The sequence below is a fragment of the Deinococcus aquaedulcis genome (assembly GCF_019693445.1).
GTDB lineage: Bacteria > Deinococcota > Deinococci > Deinococcales > Deinococcaceae > Deinococcus > Deinococcus aquaedulcis.
Window position 1 is genome coordinate 1 of record NZ_JAHRBL010000008.1, and the last position, 15,593, is coordinate 15,593.

A 15,593-nucleotide genomic window follows, 5' to 3' on the forward strand; every position below is an offset into this window, starting at 1 on the left:
TTGCATGTCTTAAGCACGCCGCCAGCGTTCACCCTGAGCCAGGATCAAACTCTCCAAAAAATGGTTATCAAAAGCCCGAAAGCTCCTTGATACAGTCTGATGCCTCGCTTGCGCTTGGCTTTCGCTCCAAAGGAGCTTTGTTCGCACTCCGCATGCGGAGTGCTCTTCGTGACTCTGGAGACCTCCGGGGGGAGATCCGGTCACACGACCCTGTCAGGTCGCCCTGTACGCTCTTCTTCGCCTTGTCATGCTCCCCGCCTCGCTTGAGGCTCAGAAAAGATACAGGCAATAGCTAAACTTGTCAACACCCCTCTCTTATCGCCTCGTTGGCGGTTGGATAAGAGGGGAAAATCGCACTGCAGTACGGCGTTTCGCCGTGGCCTGCCCCCGTAGGAAACAGCGCGCCCTCTCCCCTCTCCTTCCGGGCAGCGCCGCGCTTCTATACTGGGCTCTTGCACACGACCCGCCCCCCGGCCAACGGGATCAGGGCGGAAGGGAGGCACGCCCCATGCAGGAACTGCTTGAAAAGCTGGCGTCGCTCCGGGAGTACCTTTGACATTCCCGGCAAAACGCGGCGCCTGAACGAACTGGATAGAGAACTCAGCGACCCCGAACTCTGGAACGATTCCGCGCGCGCCCGCAAGGTGACGCAGGAAGCTGGCACGCTGCGCCGCGTCGTCGAGAGCTACAGCACCCTGAATTCTGATGCCCAGGGCCTCTCGGAGATGCTGGAAATGGCCAGCCCCGAAGAGCGCGAGATGCTGCTGGAAGAACAGCAGTCCATTGAGGCGCGGGTAGACGAGCTGTACAAGGAAACGCTCTTCACCATGAAGCATTCCGACACCGCCGCCATTGTGCGAGTGAAAAGCGGTGCGGGCGGCACCGAGTCCATGGACTGGGCCGGCATGCTCTCGCGCATGTACATGCGCTGGGCCGAGCGCCGGGGCTTCAAGGTTGAGATGATTGACCAGGTGGACGGCGATCAGGCCGGGGTGGTCAGCAGCGAATTCATCATCCGGGGTGAAAAGGCGTTCGGGATGATGGCGCCGGAACACGGCGTGCACCGCCTCGTGCGCGTCTCTCCCTTTGACTCCAACAACCGCCGCCATACCTCGTTCGCCTCAGTGGATGTGGTGCCCGAGGTGCCGGAGGAAGAGATCAACATTCACATTCCCGACTCCGACCTGCGGCGGGACGTGTTCCGCTCACAGGGGGCAGGCGGACAGGGCGTGAACACCACCGACTCGGCCGTACGCCTGACCCACTTGCCCACCGGGATTGCCGTGGCCTCACAGCAGACGCGTTCTCAGATCAAGAACCACGAGATCGCCCTGCAGATCCTTAAGCAGCGCCTCTATGACATCGAGATGCGCAAGCGCGAGGAAGAGGAAGCCAAGGCGCGCGGCGAGCAGAAGAAGATTGAATGGGGCTCGCAGATCCGGTCTTACGTGCTGGATAAACAGTACATCAAGGACCACCGCACCGGCGTCATGAAGCACAACCCCGATGACGTGCTGGACGGCGATCTGGCCGACCTGCAGTGGGCAGGCCTGGAATGGCTGGCCGGCAAACGGGTGGCCGAGGAAGCGGGCGACGACGAATAACGCGGCCCAAAGCAGCAGGCCCCGGTCACGCAGGGCGCTCGTCAGACGGGCGCCCTTTGCGCTAAGGTGCAGCAGACGAGCCTACAGGCCAACGGAGTGCCCCAACCCCATGTCTGAAGACCGCACCATTCCTGGCTACACCCTGCACCGTGTGATCGGGCGCGGGAATACCTCGCTGGTGTGGCTGGCCACCGACGCGCGCAAGAAGGAAGTGGCCCTCAAGGTGCCACTGCCCGAAACGCTGCGCGTGCAGGAGGCCGCCGAGCGCTTTGGCAACGAGGTGAGGCTGACGCTAAAGTTTCGCCACCCCCACATCGTGTCGGGGTACGCGGGCACGCCGTTTGGGGCCAAGGCCTTTCTGGCCATTCCCTATTACCCGCGCGGCGCCCTGAGTGACCTGCTGCCCCAGTTGCCCGGCGGCGTTCTGCCATTGCCCGAGGCCCTGCGGGTGCTGGCCGACGTGGCCTCAGCCCTAACCTACCTGCACCACCAGGGCGCCGTGCACCAGGACGTGAAGCCCCAGAACGTGTACGTGAACGAGGAAGGCCGCGCGGCGCTGGCGGACCTGGGCAGCGCCTATTTCACCGCGCAGGGCGGCCAGACCAGCGGCAGCCCCTTTTACATGTCCCCCGAGGTCTACCACGGCGAGAGTAGCAGCGCCGCCAGCGACGTATACAGCCTGGGCGTCATGATGTACGAGTTGCTGAGCGGTGAGCGTCCCTACCACGGCAACACCTACGAAGAGCTGATGGTGGCCCACCTGACCCGCTTTCCGCCGCCGCTGCTGAGCCTGAACCCCAGTGTGTCGCGCCGGGTGGCCCGGCTGGCCGAACTGGCCCTGGCCAAGCGCCCCCATGACCGCCCCACCGCCGACGCCATTCGCCGCGCCCTATTGAGCGCCCTGGGCGAAACCCCTGCCGACGAGGTCTACGAGGACCCTGATCAGGAGAAGGAGGCGGCCCCGGTGCCCGCCCGGCAGATGGGCCGCCACGGTCCGCAACCGGAGGCGCGCCCCCAGGTCTCGGAAGCGGCGTCTGCCCCAGAGGCCCCGAACAAGGAAAGCCGCTGGAGCCTGTTCAAGCGCCGCAAATAACGCGGATTACAGCGTGACGTGCACCTCGAAGCGTCCGGTGCGGGACTGGTACCCCAGGCGCTGATTCACCGCCAGCATGGGTGCATTGCCCGAATGGTTGTTGGTGCGCAGCAGGGGAAGGCCGGCGGCCTGGGCGCGGGCAATCACATGCAGTTTCAACGGCAGGGCCAGCCCGCGCCCCCGCGCTTCGGGGACCACGGCCGTCAGGCTGTTGTAGCCGAAGTTCTGGCGCTGAAAGCTTTCCAGGATGGAGGTGCCCAGCCACTCGCCCTGCGGGCCCACCGCCAGCACCCACCAGTCGGGGCGCGGGGACGCCTCCAATCGGAGCAGCCGGCGCACCTCGGCCAGGGGCCAGCGGGGATGGCTGCGCAGGTCGGGTGTTTCGGTCAGGCGGTCGGCCACGAAGTTCAGAAACCGCTCGATATCCTCGTCGCCCGCCCCCTCAAGGTCGGTGAAGGTCACCCCCTGCGCGGCGGCCCGCTCCAAGCTGGATTCAAACGGCGCCGCGTCAAAGGCGGTGAGGTCCAGCTCGGAGGCGAAGCGGTGCACCTTCACCACCGCGCCGCGCCGCGTCCCCCAGGCCAGTGAACCGGGATCATCGTCCGCCACGTCCAGCGTCAGGCCGCTGGCCTGGGCTTCGCGCCCCGCTTGTACGGCGTCGGCCCACAGCTGCTTCCCAGCGCCCTGCTGCCGGAAACGGGGGTCCACGACCACCTGGGCTTGCAGAAAACCAGGCGGCGCAAACGCAAAGGTCTGAAGCTGCGAGGCGCCCACCGCCTCACCAGCCGCGTTCACCAGCAGGCGGCGGCGCAGCGTGTGTGCGGGATCGCGCCGGGCATCCGTCGCCTGAATGCCCTCGGCCGTGACCCCGGGGCGGCTGAGGGACCACAGCGCGGCCAGGGCCGGAAAGTCCTTTGGCGTGACTGGCCGCAGGGTCCAGTCCGGGTTCACAGCAGGGCTTTGACCAGCTGACGAATGGCCCCCAGGTGGTAGGCCACATGCGCCACGCCGCCGGCCAGGCCCCCGGTGGCGTCTCCGGTCACGGGCTGGTCCTGCTGGGTATGGGTGAACGCCACCAGGGCGTCGTAGGCGGCGCGCACCCGCCGGCGCTGCTCGGCCCAGCCCGCCTCGTCCACGGCGCGCGGCTGAAAGCTGCCCTGCCAGTCAAAGGGCCCCCGGTCGCCGTCGCGTTCCCAGCGCACGATCACTTCCATGTGAAAGGCCGTGTGGGCGGTGTGGGCTGCCACCGTGGTGCCCAGCACCTCGCGGCTGGCCTGCTCGGCGCTGAGGGCCTCCAGGGTGGCGAGCAGGCCGTGGTTGCCGCTGCCATCGGCGGCCGTGCTGTCCAGAAAGGCAGTGGGCTTGCCCGGCTGCCCGCCTTCAACGGTTTCGCGCAGGATGTCGAGAATGCCGTCCAGAGGGTGTTGGGGCGAGGGGAGAGAAGGCGCAGCAGCATCGGTCATGCCCCAGGGTACGCGCTGCCCGGGGCCTGGGCCTATCCGCCGCGCGGCTCTGGTCAGGGCGCGGCCCGTCTGGTATGCTTGCCAATTGCGCTGCCCGGCGAGGCCCGAGCCTGCCCAGAGCGGCGACAAAGGAGGTGAACTATGAACCAGTACGACCTGAACCTGATCCTGAACCCCAACCTCAGCGCCGAACAGGTGGGCATCGAGAAGGAATACATCGAGAGCACCCTGAAGGGCGCGGGCGCGGAAATCAGCACCCTGGACGAGCTCGGCAATCGCCGCCTCGCCTACGCCGTGAACAAGGACCGCGAGGGCTACTACCTGATGTACACCATCAAGGCCGCCGGCAACCCCGAAAAGGACATCGCCAGCACCCTGCGTCTGCGTGACCATGTGCGCCGCGTCCTGGTGGTCAAGGACCGCCCGGAATGGAAGACCAAGAAGGCCTGATCTTTTTACGCCGTTGACGTAAAAGGTCAGGTTTGTTATCGTATGGTCAACCCGCAAGGGCCAAGACGCCAGCTTGTTTTTCGACCCCAGTACTTTCGCCAGCAACCAAGGAGACCCTGTTATGGCCCGAGGCATGAACCACGTTTACCTGATCGGCGCACTCGCCCGTGATCCCGAACTGCGCTACACCCCCAGCGGCACCGCCGTATTTGAAGCCACCGTGGCCGGTGAAGACCACATTGTGGGCAACGACGGCCGCGAGCGCAAACTCCCCTGGTACCACCGCGTGTCCATTCTGGGCAAGCCTGCCGAGTGGCAGGCCGAGCGCAACCTGAAAGGCGGCGACGCCGTGATGGTGGAAGGCAGCCTGGAATACAGCCAGTGGGAAGCGCCCGAGGGCGGCAAACGCAGCATGGTGCGCGTCAAAGCGCTGCGCATGGAGCAGTTGGGCACCCAGCCCGAACTGGTCCAGGACGCCGGAGGCGGCGTTCGCATGGGCAGCGGCATGAACGAAGTGGTCCTGATCGGGAATGTCACCCGTGACCCCGAACTGCGCTATACCCCCGCCGGCGACGCGGTGCTCGGACTCGGCCTGGCCGTGAACGAGACCTGGAATGACCGTCAGGGGCAGAAGCAGGAAAAGACCCACTGGATTGACGTGACGCTGTGGCGTGAACTGGCCGAGAGCATGAAAGACCTGCGCAAGGGCGACCCTGTGCTGGTGCGCGGCCGACTGGTAAACGAAGCGTGGACCGACCGCGATGGCAACAAGCGCAACTCCACCAAAGTAGAGGCGACGCGAGTCGAAGCCCTGTCCCGAGGCGCGGCCAGCCCCAATTCCGGGTATGCCGCAGCCACCCCCGCCGGACCTCGCACGCAGACCGCGAGCAGTGCGGCGCGCCCGCAGAGCACTGGGTACAGCCAGCGCCCCGCAGCGAACACGGGGAACCGTTCGGGCGGCTTGGATATTGATCAAGGTCTCGACGACTTCCCGCCGGACGAGGAAGACCTGCCGTTTTGAGGCGCGCCTGACGGCGTGAGGTCTAAGGGTCCAAGAGTCAAAGGGTCTAAGAAAAAACCATCTCTGTCTTTTCTAGACTCTTCGACCTCTCGACCCTTAGACCGCCGCGCAGCGGCACCCCTCCTTCCCGGCGGCTTTAGAGGAATCCCCACATGACCCAGGCAAACAACGCCGAGCGCAAGCCGCGCGGCAAGGGGCCCAAGCGCCCCCGCAAGCCCAAGGTGGACCCGTTCTCGATTGGAGAGCTGGAAATCACCGATTACAAAGACGTGAAGATGCTGCGCCGGTTCGTTTCGGACACCGGCAAGATCCTCCCCCGCCGCCGCACCGGCCTCTCGGCCAAGCACCAGCGCCGCATTGCGCAGACGATCAAGATCGCCCGCCAGCTGGCCCTGCTGCCCTACACCGAGAAACTGGTCCGGAAGTAAGGAGACGCGTCATGCAAGTCATTCTTCTGGAACCCGGCAAGCTGGGTAAAACCGGCGACATCGTGAATGTCAAAGACGGCTACGCCCGTAACTGGCTGATTCCCCAGGGCATCGCCGCGCCCGCCACCAGCTCGAACATGAAGAGCCTGGAAGCCCGCGTGCGCGCCCGCCAGAAAGTGCAGGCCGCCGAGAAGGCCAGCGCCGAGGACCTCGCCAGCCGCCTGAACGGCGTCGCGGTGGAACTCAGCGTGCGCGCTGGCGAAGGCAAGATCTACGGCGCCGTGACCCATGCCGACGTGGCTGGCGCCCTGGACAAGCTGGGCTTTGACGTGGACAAGCGCCGCATCGACATGCCGAAGACCGTCAAGGAAATCGGCGAGTACGACATCGCCTACCGCGCCCACCCCGAAGTCACCATCCCCATGAAGCTCGTGGTGCACGCCACGAAGTAAAGACTTCTCTGTCTTTGACCCCCGCTGAAGAGGCGGGGGTTTTTTACTGTGGGCCCTGTTCAAGCCACTGATCAAGCCAGTGGCCGACCAAGGCGGGCAGTTCTGCCGCTGGTACCCGGGCCAGTTCGGCCAAGGTGTTGCCCCGCGCCAGCCAAGCCCCCACCAGCCACCAGCCCAGCGCGTAGGCGGTGCGTTCCAGGCCCAGTGTGGGGTGCGGTTGCAAGAACCTCAGCAGCGTCTCGTCGTCGTCACTGGCCAGCAGTGACCGGGCATCGGCCAGCAGCTCGGCTTGATGGCGCTCGCAGGCCTGCAGCCAGCTGGGTTCGCCCACCTGAAGGTCAAGGGCCACTTCGGGGTGCAGGGCCGCGACCGTGCGGCAGGCCAGCCCTTCTTCCACGATGAGGGCCGCCAGGGGCCGCCGCCACTCCCCGGCACCGCCACTCAGCGAGTGATGAAAGAGGTGGGTCAGTTCATGGGTCAGGATGGGTGCGGCCCAGCTGGCTGGCATCTCCACTGGCATGCACAGCGAGTCTCCGGCCACGAACGCATTGCCCTGAAAATCGCCCACGAAGGTGACGAGGCGGTAGGGCGGCGTACCCGTCCCAAAGAGGGCCTCCAGCCGCCTACTGGCGGCGCTGGCCTGCTGGCTCAGCCGCTGCACCTCACCGTCCAGGGCAGCAGGCAGGGTCGCGTACCGGTCCCAGGCGCCGTCCAGCAGCCGCCGCGCTGCTGCCTGCCCTTCAGGCGTTGGTGGCACCGCTGCAAACCCGTAATGCTCCCTCCACAGGGCCCACCGGTCCCCGGGGGTCTGGTGCTGCGCGAGGGCATAGAAGGTCTGAAAACGTGGCGTGAGGTCCAGCAGTTCCGGCATGGGCTCAGGGTGCCGTATGGGCTACTCGCCGCGTAAGCTCTGGGTGTGAGTAGCGTCCTGACCGTCACCGAGCCGGCCGCCGTGCGCCTGTTGCTGCGCGGGCGCTCCCGTCAGGTCCTGGGGGGCTTTCTGGGCATGGAGCGCCCTGTAACGCCGGTGGCACGGCAATTGGGGCTGAGTGTGCAGGCCACCCACCGAGAAGTGCAGCGGCTGCTGGCCGCCGGTTTGCTGCGGCGTGGCGCCCGGGTACCCCGCTCTGGGCGGGCCATCCAGCAGTACGTGGCCCCGGCGACTGCATTCTTCGTGCCGTTCAGTACTACCCCAGCGGCCAGTCTGGGGGAACTGGGTCTGGACCGCCACCGCCGGTACGACGCGCTGCTACAGGACGCCACCCAGGCCACCTTTGAACGCCTGCACCGCGAGCAGGGAGGCGGCCGCGAATGGGGCCTGCGCCTGTATCTGGACGCCGACGGGCAGGTGCAGGCCGACCACTGTTACGAGGGGGCTGCCCTGGTGGGCGCGGCGCAGCAGTACCAGGGCCCACTGGGGCTGCTGGTGGAGACCCGGTCGGCGCTGTGGCTGACCCCGGAAGAGGCCCGCGAAGCCCAGCTGGCCCTGATCAGCCTGCTGCAGGGGTTGTCTGCCCAGAGTGAGCGGCACCAGCAGCGCGGCACAGGTCATGCCTTTTTGCTGCGCCTGGGTCTGGTGGAGGTGGCGGCGCAAGACGCCCGGGCCCTGTAAACGCCCTCTCTCCCCTGGCGGACCTTTGGAGCTACACTGCGTGGCGAACGTCCCTTCCAAAGTTCAGCCACGGCAGGCGGCGTTCGCTATTTCATCACCCTATGCGGGGCGCGGCCGGCCAGAGGCCCACGCGCCCCATGCAACACACCGAAAGGAGCGCATCATGACGATCATCTGGGTCATCGTGGCGCTGCTGCTCGGGTTGGTCGGGGGCTTTCTGGGCGGACAGACACGCGGCGCGCGCAGGCGGGCCGAGGTAGATGACCGACTTCAGCAAGAAGCCCTGCAGGAAGCGCAGCGCATCCGCGCGCAGGCCGAAGAGGCCGCGCAGGCGCTGCGGGCAGAGGCCGACCAGGCCCGGCAGGAAGCCACGCGACGAACGCAGGAAGCCGCGCAGCGCGAGCAGCAGCTCTCGCACCAGAGTGCCCAGCTGGACGCCCAGCGCGAACAGGTGCTCGGGCTGCGCACCCAGCTGGACGCCGAGCGCGCCCAGACCAAGCAGGAGGTGGCCCGCGAACGCGAGGCCCTAGCCACCGACCGGCAGGAAACCCGGCGCGAACGCGAGGAACTCAAGCGCGAGATTGAGCGCCTCAACCGCCGCGCTGAGCAACTCGACGCCCGGGGCGAGAAACTGGACGCCCTGGAAGAGCGCCTCGAGGACCGCAGCCGCGCCCTGGGCACCCAGGAAGCCGAACTGGCCGAGCGCGGGCGGCTGGCCGACCGGCGGCTGTACGAGGTGGCGAACCTGTCCCCCGAAGCGGCCCGCGCCGAGATTCTGGACCGGCTGGACGCCGAACTGGAAGAAGAAAAGGCCATCCGGGTCAAGGCCATGCAGGAGCGCGCTGCGGCGGAGGCGCGGCGCACCGCGCGCCACGTCATTGCCCAGGCCATCCAGCGCAGCGCTTCGGAAACGAGCGCTGCGCTCAGCGTTTCGGTGGTGCCCATTCCCAACGACGCCATGAAGGGCCGCCTGATTGGCCGCGAGGGGCGCAACATCCGCGCCTTTGAGGCCCTCACCGGCGTGGACCTGATCATTGACGACACGCCCGAAGCCGTGATTCTCTCCAGCTTCAACCCGGTGCGCCGCGAGGTGGCCCGCCATGTGCTCGACGCCCTGGTGGCCGACGGCCGCATTCACCCCACGCGCATTGAGGAGATGGTCCACAAGGCGCAGGACGAGATGAAGACCTACATGCACACCCAGGGCGAGGAAGCCGCCATTGAGGCGGGTGTGGTGGGCATCAAGCCGGGGCTGGTGCAGCTGCTGGGCCGCATGTACTTCCGCACCAGCTACGGCCAGAACGTCCTGAAACACTCTATTCAGGTGGCGCACCTGACCGGCATCATGGCTGACGAACTGGGTCTGGACGCCGCCCTGGCCCGCCGCGCCGGCCTGATGCACGACGTGGGCAAGAGCATTGACCGCGAGATTGACGGCACACACGTGGAAATCGGCATCAACCTCGCCAAGCGCTTTGGCGAGCCGCCCGAAGTGATTGACGCCATTGCCCACCACCACGACCCCGAAAACGGCGAAACGCTGTACTCGGTGCTGGTGGCCGCCGCCGACGCCATCAGCGCGGCCCGCCCCGGCGCACGGCGCGAGGAACTCGAATCCTACGTGCGCCGCCTGGAACAGCTGGAGCAGATCGCGGTGTCCTTTCCCGGTGTGCAGCAGGCCTACGCCATTCAGGCCGGGCGCGAGGTGCGCGTGATCGTGCAGCCCGAGAAGGTTACCGACGCCCAGGCCACCCTGCTGGCCCGTGAAATCGCCGGCCGGGTGGAGCAGGACATGGAATACCCGGGGCAGGTGCAGGTGACCGTGGTGCGCGAAAGCCGTGCAGTGGAAGTGGCGAGGTAGGGGAAGCGGGAGGCGGGGAGCGGTGCGCGGGAAGAGGCGCCTGCTCCCCCTTCTTTTTCGGCGTGGAGCATGGACTTGTGCCGAGCCATACGTAGAGGTTGACCTGGGCTGGGTTGCGGGCTCTCTTGGGCACAGGCCAGGAACCAGCAGGGGCTGGCCCACTCTGACCACCTGCCGGGGTATACAACACGCCCTGCAGCCATCGTCCGAATCACACGTTCCAGACGTAATTTTCTCAACCTATCGGCTGAGCTTGACCGGCCATGCATACCGCGCTATCTTATTTCCATCACCGCCGAAGAAGGCGGCTTTTTTATTGCCTCTCGGTTAGGGTGGGTTCTCTCAGGTGAAGGCCAGCGACCAGCGACGGCGGTGGCCCCCCTCTGGTGGCGTTCAGACCGTGGAGCTATGCACCACCCTACGGACAGAGTGCTCAAATCACACGTCCCGGACGCGATTTTCTAAACCCATTGGCTGGGCTTGACTGGCCCTGCATACCGCGCTATCTTATTTTTATCACCGCCGAAGAAGGCGGGTTTTTTGTTTTAGGGCCCATTCAACCACGCCCAAGCGGCTTCGGCCACCTCCAGCTCGGTCTGGGCCACGCGGCCTGGGGCGGCCAGCGGGGTCAGGCGGCGGAGGTCGGCCTGCACCTGGGCGCGCAACAGGGGGTCACGGCCGCGCAGCAGGCCCGGGCCGTAGCGCAGGGCCGCTTCGTCAGGCAGATCCGCGTAGGTGGGATCAGGGCCGGGCGCCCGGTCCAGGCGCAGCACCGGGTAGGCCCAGTAGCCAGGGATGAGCAGATCGGCGCGCAGATGATAGCCGGCGCCCCGGGCCCAGCGGCGCAGGGACTCGGCGCTGTCGTTGGGCTGTAGCACCAGGGTGGGCGGCAGGCGCGCCGGCTCGCGCCGCAGCATCCCCAGGATGGTGAAGGCGCCCATGCCGGTGACACTGGCGCTGTTCACCTCGCCCGGGGCCAGGGGGGCAAAGCCGTCGCCCGCGCGCACTTCCAGCTTGCCCGCCAGCCCGGCGCGCGCCACGTTCTGCCGGGCGTGGGCCAGGGGCCCGGGGTTCAGTTCCACGATCACGCCGCGCCCAATTCGGCCTGCGCGCAGCAGCCGGATCGGCAGCTTGGCATGGTCGCTGCCGATATCGGCATGGGTATCGGCGCGCACCAGCGCCAGCACGGCTTCCAGGCGGGCGTCCAGCGCAGGCCCCTCAAGCCGCGTCATCCGGCTCCTCGGGGGGCAGGGCGGGGCTGCGGCCCTGCCGGGTCAGGATGACGGAATAGGCGCCCACCGCCAGAATGACGGCCGAGATCGCCAGGCCGTAGCCCAGGATGTCAGGCCCCGTCCATTTCAGAGCCACACTGAAGAAATTCACGCCCAGCGCCAGAATCACGATGCCAATCAGCTTCTGCTTCAGGTCGTCAAAGGAATCAATGTGCAGCCAGGGCGGCACGTTCTGCAGCCGGCCCACGAACAGCGCCTGCAAGCCGAACGAGATGATCAGCAGCGCCATACCGATCAAGAGGGTGTCGGCCTGCTCCACGGCGGCCACGATCAGGCGCTTGGTGGTGTCGGGCTGGCCCAGTTCGGCAAAGGCCGCGCGAATCGTCACGTAGGCCTGGGCAATGGCCGCCACGAACAGCGCCAGACTGAAGGCAAAGGAACTCAGCACCCCCAGTTCCACGATCAGCCGCGCAAAGCCAAAGGCGCCCGCCAGCGTGAGGCGGCGCGCAGAACCCAGCCGGGCCGGGGGCCGGGCTTTCATGCTGGCCCGCCGGGGGGCAGGGGCCGCACCTCGTCTCCTTCGCGGATCCGGCCGCCGCGAATCACCCGGGCGGTCAGGCCACCGTGCCCGCGCACGGCGTTGTACCCACCCTCGCCCAGCGTTTCCTCCATGCGCGAGCACGGATGGCACTCGCCGGTGCCTTCCAGCACCACCTCGCCAATCTGAAAACGGGCGTCTTTGAGGGCCAGCAGCGGCAGGCCGCTGACCACCACGTTGCGCCGCAGCAGGTCTGGGGTAACTTCGGCGCGGCCACACAGCGCCGCGATCACCGGCAGGTGCTCGGCCTGGATCAGTGTGACCTGCCGCCGCCCGGGGCCACCGGGCACCGGGGTCGCCGCGCCCGGCTGGGCCACTTCTCCCACCTCGCCGGTCAGGGCGGTCAGGCGGGGCGGGGCCTGCTTGCCGTGGTCACCGATCAGGCCCACCAGCGGATGGGCCTCCACCTCGGCGCAGCGCACCACTGGCGCCCGGCGGGCAGGGCGCAGGCCAATCCACTCCACCCGCCCGGGGCGCACAAAGGTGGCGCGCAGTTCGTGGATGGTCTTCACGCCCCGCATGCTACCTGCACAGGCCTGGGCCCGGCCGGGGGCGGCTTTGCTATGCTGCGGGGCATGAGGCGCCCGACCCGACGTGCGTATCCGCCCCGCCGCGAGGTGGGGGTCAGGTAGCCTGAAATCCAACCCCGAAGCGGCGAACTTGTGACGAGTTCGCCGCTCTTTCCTTGGGAGTGCCTATGAACGAAATTCGGCGGAATGTACCGGTAGACGAGCAACTGCAGATCCTGAGGCGCGGCGTGGTGGACCTGGTGTCCGAAGACGACCTGCGCCGCAAGCTGGACAAGGGCGCGCCCCTGCGCGTGAAGCTGGGCGCCGATCCCACCCGCCCGGACCTGCACCTGGGCCACGCGGTCATTCTGCGCAAGATGCGGCAGTTTCAGGACCTGGGCCACAAGGTGATCATGCTGATTGGCGACTTTACCGCCATGATCGGCGACCCCAGCGGCAAGAGCAAAACCCGCCCCCCCCTGACCCTGGAGCAGACCCGCCAGAACGCGGGCAGCTACTTGGAACAGTGCCGCTTGATCCTGCGCGATGACCCCGAGGTGCTGGAAATCCGCTACAACGGCGAGTGGCTGGAACCCATGGGCTACGCCGACGTGATCCGGCTGGCCAGCCGCTACACGGTGGCGCGCATCATGGAGCGCGACGACTTCAAAAAGCGCTTTGAAGGTGGCGTGCCCATCGCCATGCACGAACTGCTCTACCCGCTGACCCAGGGCTACGATTCGGTGGCGCTGGAAGCCGATGTGGAACTGGGCGGCACGGATCAGCTGTTCAACAACCTCGTGGGCCGGGCGTTGCAGCGCGACTACGCCCAGGAGCCCCAGGTGGTCATGACGCTGCCGCTGCTGGTGGGCCTGGACGGCGCAGAGAAGATGTCCAAGAGCCTGGACAACTACATTGGCCTCACCGACGAGCCGCACGCCATGTTCGCGGGGCTGATGAAGGTGCCCGATCCCCTGCTGGACAATTACTTCACCCTGCTGACCGACCTGAGCCGCGAGCGCATTGATGAGCTGCTGGCCGGGCACCCGGTGGCCGCCCACCGCGAACTGGCCCGCGAAGTGGTGCGCGCCCTTCACCCTGCGGCTGATCTGGACGCCGCCGAGGCGCGCTTCAAGGCGGTGGCCAAGGGTGGCATTCCCGAGAATCTCCCTGAAGTGGCTGTGCCAGTGGGCGAATTGAACGAGGAAGGCCGCATCAGCGTGGCGAAGCTGGTGGTGCTGGCCGGGCTGGAACCCAGCAACGGCGCCGCGCGCAAACTCATGCAGAACCGGGGCCTGAAGCTCAACGGCGAGCCCTTCACCGACCCCCAGGGCACCCTGACCCGGGACCAGCTGTCGGCCGAGGGCGGCGCGGTGCTTCAGAAGGGCAAGGATAAGTTCGCGCGTCTGCGCCTGGGGTCCTAGGCCACCCAGAACCTTCACGGGCCCTTCATGACCCTCCTGTGGGCTTGCAGAGATCAAGCCCCAAGAGCCAGCCAACACAAAGTTATGCACAGGGCGCTGTGGACAACCCACTAAAGCTGTGGACAACGCCCTGCACGCACAAAAGGCTGTGGACAACCCAATACTTATCCACAGGTACAGTGTGGAAAAACCCCGTGCCTGTGGATAAAAAATTGACGCCCAGCTGACACAGAGAACCCGGTAGAACTGCTGAGCGTTGGTATTCAGGCCCGGCAGTGGCGCCAACAGAACGGAGGGACCGAAAAGGTCCCTCCGTTCGATTTGTACAGCCCTCAGAAGCGCAGCTGGTCTTCTCGCAGGCGCTCTACACGGAGCATGTTGGTGGTGCCGCGCACGCCGAAGGGCACGCCCGCCGTGATCACGTAGCGGTCACCCACATCGGCCAGGCGGCTGCGGCGCAGTTCGTCGTTGGCAATGCGCACCATGTCGTCGGTGTTGCGGGGGTCCTCGCTGAGCACCGGCACCACGCCCCACACCAGCGCCAGCTGGTTGCGGGTCTGCTCGTTGGGGGTCAGGGCCAGGATCGCCAGCGGGGGGCGGTTCTTGGCAATGCGCGAGGCCGCGCCGCCCGTGCTGGTAAAGGTCACAATGGCGGGTGAATCCAGCTTCTCGCCAATGTTGCAGGCCGCGTAGGCAATCGCGTCCTGGGCCAGTTCGGTGTCAATGACCAGCTGGCGCTGCAGCATCTTGTAGTGCTCGCTGTCTTCGGCCTCGTGGGCAATGCGGGCCATCATGGCCACCGATTCCACCGGGTACAGGCCCGCCGCCGACTCGGCCGAGAGCATCACGGCGTCGGTGCCGTCATAGATGGCGTTCGCCACGTCCGAGGCCTCGGCGCGGGTGGGGCGGGGCAGGTTGATCATGCTTTCCAGCATCTGGGTGGCGGTGATCACCGGCTTGCCCACTTCACGGCACAGGCGGATCAGGCGCTTCTGAATGGTGGGCACCTGCTCAGGGCGCATCTCCACGCCCAGGTCGCCGCGCGCCACCATGATGCCGTCCACTTCCTTCAGGATGTCGTCAAAGCGGTCCACGGCCTGGGGCTTTTCAATCTTGGCCATCAGCTTGGCGCGGCTGCCAAAGCGCGACAGGTAGTGCCGGGCCAGCAGCAGGTCGTCGCGCGAGCGCACGAAGCTCAGGGCCACCCAATCCACGCCCAGCTCGGCGCCGAACTCCATGTCCTGCACGTCTTTTTCAGAGAGTGCGGGCACGCTCAGGTCGGCTTCGGGCACGTTGATGCCCTTGTTGTTCTTCAGCACGCCGCCGATGACCACCTTGGTGACCACGTCGCTGCCGCGCACACTGTCCACCTGCAACGCCATGTTGCCGTCGTCCAGCAGCAGCGCCATGCCCGGCTGCACGTCATGGACGAGGCCCTTATAGGTGCTCGACACCCGCTCGGCGTCGCCCTCAATGTCGTCCATGGTGATGGTGAAGGTGTCGCCGGGGCTCAGGGTCACCGAGCCTTCCTTGAAGCGGCCCACGCGGATCTTGGGGCCCTGCAGGTCCTGCAGGATGCCAATCGCCACGCCCTTTTTCTCCGCCAGTTCGCGCACCATCTGCACCGTCTGGCGGTGGTCCTCGCGGTCACCGTGGCTGAAATTCATGCGCACCACGTTCATGCCCGCGTCAATCATGCGGCCCAGCACCTCGGGCGAGCGGCTGGCGGGACCCACGGTCGCCACGATCTTGGTGGCGCGGTCAATGTCTTTCATCTGCATGATGGAATCCTTTCCATGAGGCAAGGGGGACCGGGCGGCGGAGACTGTCCCCCACCGCCCGGCCA

General features: G+C 66.7%; 16 protein-coding genes and 1 rRNA gene. 9 read left to right on the forward strand and 8 right to left on the reverse strand.

The window, feature by feature from the left end:
• Positions 1–60, reverse strand: a 16S ribosomal RNA gene (locus tag KMW22_RS10810); the annotation flags it as partial.
• Positions 61–508: 448 nt separating this feature from the next.
• On the opposite strand from KMW22_RS10810, the gene prfB reads away from it, so the two are divergent.
• Positions 509–1,604, forward strand: a protein-coding gene (prfB, locus tag KMW22_RS10815; RefSeq protein ID WP_221090064.1) for a peptide chain release factor 2 whose coding sequence is annotated in 2 segments (ribosomal slippage) — positions 509–553 and positions 555–1,604 — 1,095 coding nt in all. Because the reading frame shifts where the segments join, the coding sequence is not laid out codon by codon here.
• Between the two features lie 109 nt (positions 1,605–1,713).
• The gene (locus KMW22_RS10820; protein WP_221090065.1) at positions 1,714–2,697 is read left to right on the forward strand and encodes a serine/threonine-protein kinase; all 984 of its coding nucleotides are present in this window, start codon (positions 1,714–1,716) and stop codon (positions 2,695–2,697) included.
• Positions 2,698–2,703: 6 nt separating this feature from the next.
• On the opposite strand, the gene KMW22_RS10825 is transcribed toward KMW22_RS10820, so the two are convergent.
• Positions 2,704–3,648: a GNAT family N-acetyltransferase gene (locus tag KMW22_RS10825; RefSeq protein ID WP_328774664.1), complete on the reverse strand. Its 945-nt coding sequence runs from the start codon at positions 3,646–3,648 to the stop codon at positions 2,704–2,706.
• The gene (locus tag KMW22_RS10830; protein WP_221090066.1) at positions 3,645–4,160 is read right to left on the reverse strand and encodes a DinB family protein; all 516 of its coding nucleotides are present in this window, start codon (positions 4,158–4,160) and stop codon (positions 3,645–3,647) included. The genes KMW22_RS10825 and KMW22_RS10830 overlap by 4 nt, the downstream gene beginning before the upstream one ends.
• Positions 4,161–4,301: 141 nt before the next feature.
• On the opposite strand from KMW22_RS10830, the gene rpsF reads away from it, so the two are divergent.
• The 4 genes from rpsF to rplI all read left to right on the forward strand — a co-directional run bounded on the left by rpsF (position 4,302) and on the right by rplI (position 6,511).
• Positions 4,302–4,610 carry a 30S ribosomal protein S6 gene (rpsF, locus tag KMW22_RS10835; RefSeq protein ID WP_221090067.1) on the forward strand — a complete coding sequence of 103 codons (309 nt, stop codon included), beginning with the start codon at positions 4,302–4,304 and terminating at the stop codon, positions 4,608–4,610.
• Between the two features lie 121 nt (positions 4,611–4,731).
• Positions 4,732–5,631, forward strand: a complete 900-nt coding sequence (locus KMW22_RS10840) for a single-stranded DNA-binding protein (RefSeq protein WP_221090068.1) — start codon at positions 4,732–4,734, stop codon at positions 5,629–5,631.
• Between the two features lie 152 nt (positions 5,632–5,783).
• Positions 5,784–6,059: a 30S ribosomal protein S18 gene (rpsR, locus tag KMW22_RS10845; RefSeq protein WP_107138328.1), complete on the forward strand. Its 276-nt coding sequence runs from the start codon at positions 5,784–5,786 to the stop codon at positions 6,057–6,059.
• Between the two features lie 11 nt (positions 6,060–6,070).
• Positions 6,071–6,511 carry a 50S ribosomal protein L9 gene (rplI, locus tag KMW22_RS10850; protein WP_221090069.1) on the forward strand — a complete coding sequence of 147 codons (441 nt, stop codon included), beginning with the start codon at positions 6,071–6,073 and terminating at the stop codon, positions 6,509–6,511.
• A 43-nt stretch (positions 6,512–6,554) separates the two neighbouring features.
• Here rplI and KMW22_RS10855 read toward each other — a convergent pair whose 3' ends face one another.
• Positions 6,555–7,382, reverse strand: coding sequence for a hypothetical protein (locus tag KMW22_RS10855; protein ID WP_221090070.1), 828 nt, complete (start codon positions 7,380–7,382; stop codon positions 6,555–6,557).
• A gap of 45 nt (positions 7,383–7,427) precedes the next feature.
• Here KMW22_RS10855 and KMW22_RS10860 point away from each other — a divergent pair, with 45 nt between their 5' ends.
• Complete coding sequence (locus KMW22_RS10860; RefSeq protein ID WP_221090071.1) at positions 7,428–8,123, forward strand: hypothetical protein; 696 nt, start codon at positions 7,428–7,430, stop codon at positions 8,121–8,123.
• Between the two features lie 163 nt (positions 8,124–8,286).
• Positions 8,287–9,984 carry a ribonuclease Y gene (rny, locus tag KMW22_RS10865; protein WP_221090072.1) on the forward strand — a complete coding sequence of 566 codons (1,698 nt, stop codon included), beginning with the start codon at positions 8,287–8,289 and terminating at the stop codon, positions 9,982–9,984.
• A gap of 545 nt (positions 9,985–10,529) precedes the next feature.
• On the opposite strand, the gene KMW22_RS10870 is transcribed toward rny, so the two are convergent.
• The 3 genes from KMW22_RS10870 to KMW22_RS10880 are packed head-to-tail and all read right to left on the reverse strand — an operon-like array spanning position 10,530 to position 12,326.
• Positions 10,530–11,216, reverse strand: coding sequence for a tRNA (adenine(22)-N(1))-methyltransferase TrmK (locus KMW22_RS10870; RefSeq protein WP_221090073.1), 687 nt, complete (start codon positions 11,214–11,216; stop codon positions 10,530–10,532).
• Entirely contained in the window at positions 11,203–11,757 is a 555-nt protein-coding gene (locus KMW22_RS10875) for a YqhA family protein (RefSeq protein ID WP_221090074.1), read from the reverse strand. The genes KMW22_RS10870 and KMW22_RS10875 overlap by 14 nt, the downstream gene beginning before the upstream one ends.
• Positions 11,754–12,326 (reverse strand): MOSC domain-containing protein, encoded by a 573-nt coding sequence (locus tag KMW22_RS10880; RefSeq protein ID WP_407928440.1) that lies wholly within the window; start codon positions 12,324–12,326, stop codon positions 11,754–11,756. Before KMW22_RS10880 ends, KMW22_RS10875 begins: the two co-directional genes overlap by 4 nt.
• A 185-nt stretch (positions 12,327–12,511) precedes the next feature.
• Here KMW22_RS10880 and tyrS point away from each other — a divergent pair, with 185 nt between their 5' ends.
• Complete coding sequence (tyrS, locus tag KMW22_RS10885; RefSeq protein WP_221090076.1) at positions 12,512–13,747, forward strand: tyrosine--tRNA ligase; 1,236 nt, start codon at positions 12,512–12,514, stop codon at positions 13,745–13,747.
• Positions 13,748–14,079: 332 nt separating this feature from the next.
• Here tyrS and pyk read toward each other — a convergent pair whose 3' ends face one another.
• On the reverse strand, positions 14,080–15,522 hold the full coding sequence (gene pyk / locus KMW22_RS10890; protein ID WP_221090190.1) for a pyruvate kinase: 1,443 nt from the start codon (positions 15,520–15,522) through the stop codon (positions 14,080–14,082).
• Between the last annotated feature and the right edge of the window lie 71 nt (positions 15,523–15,593).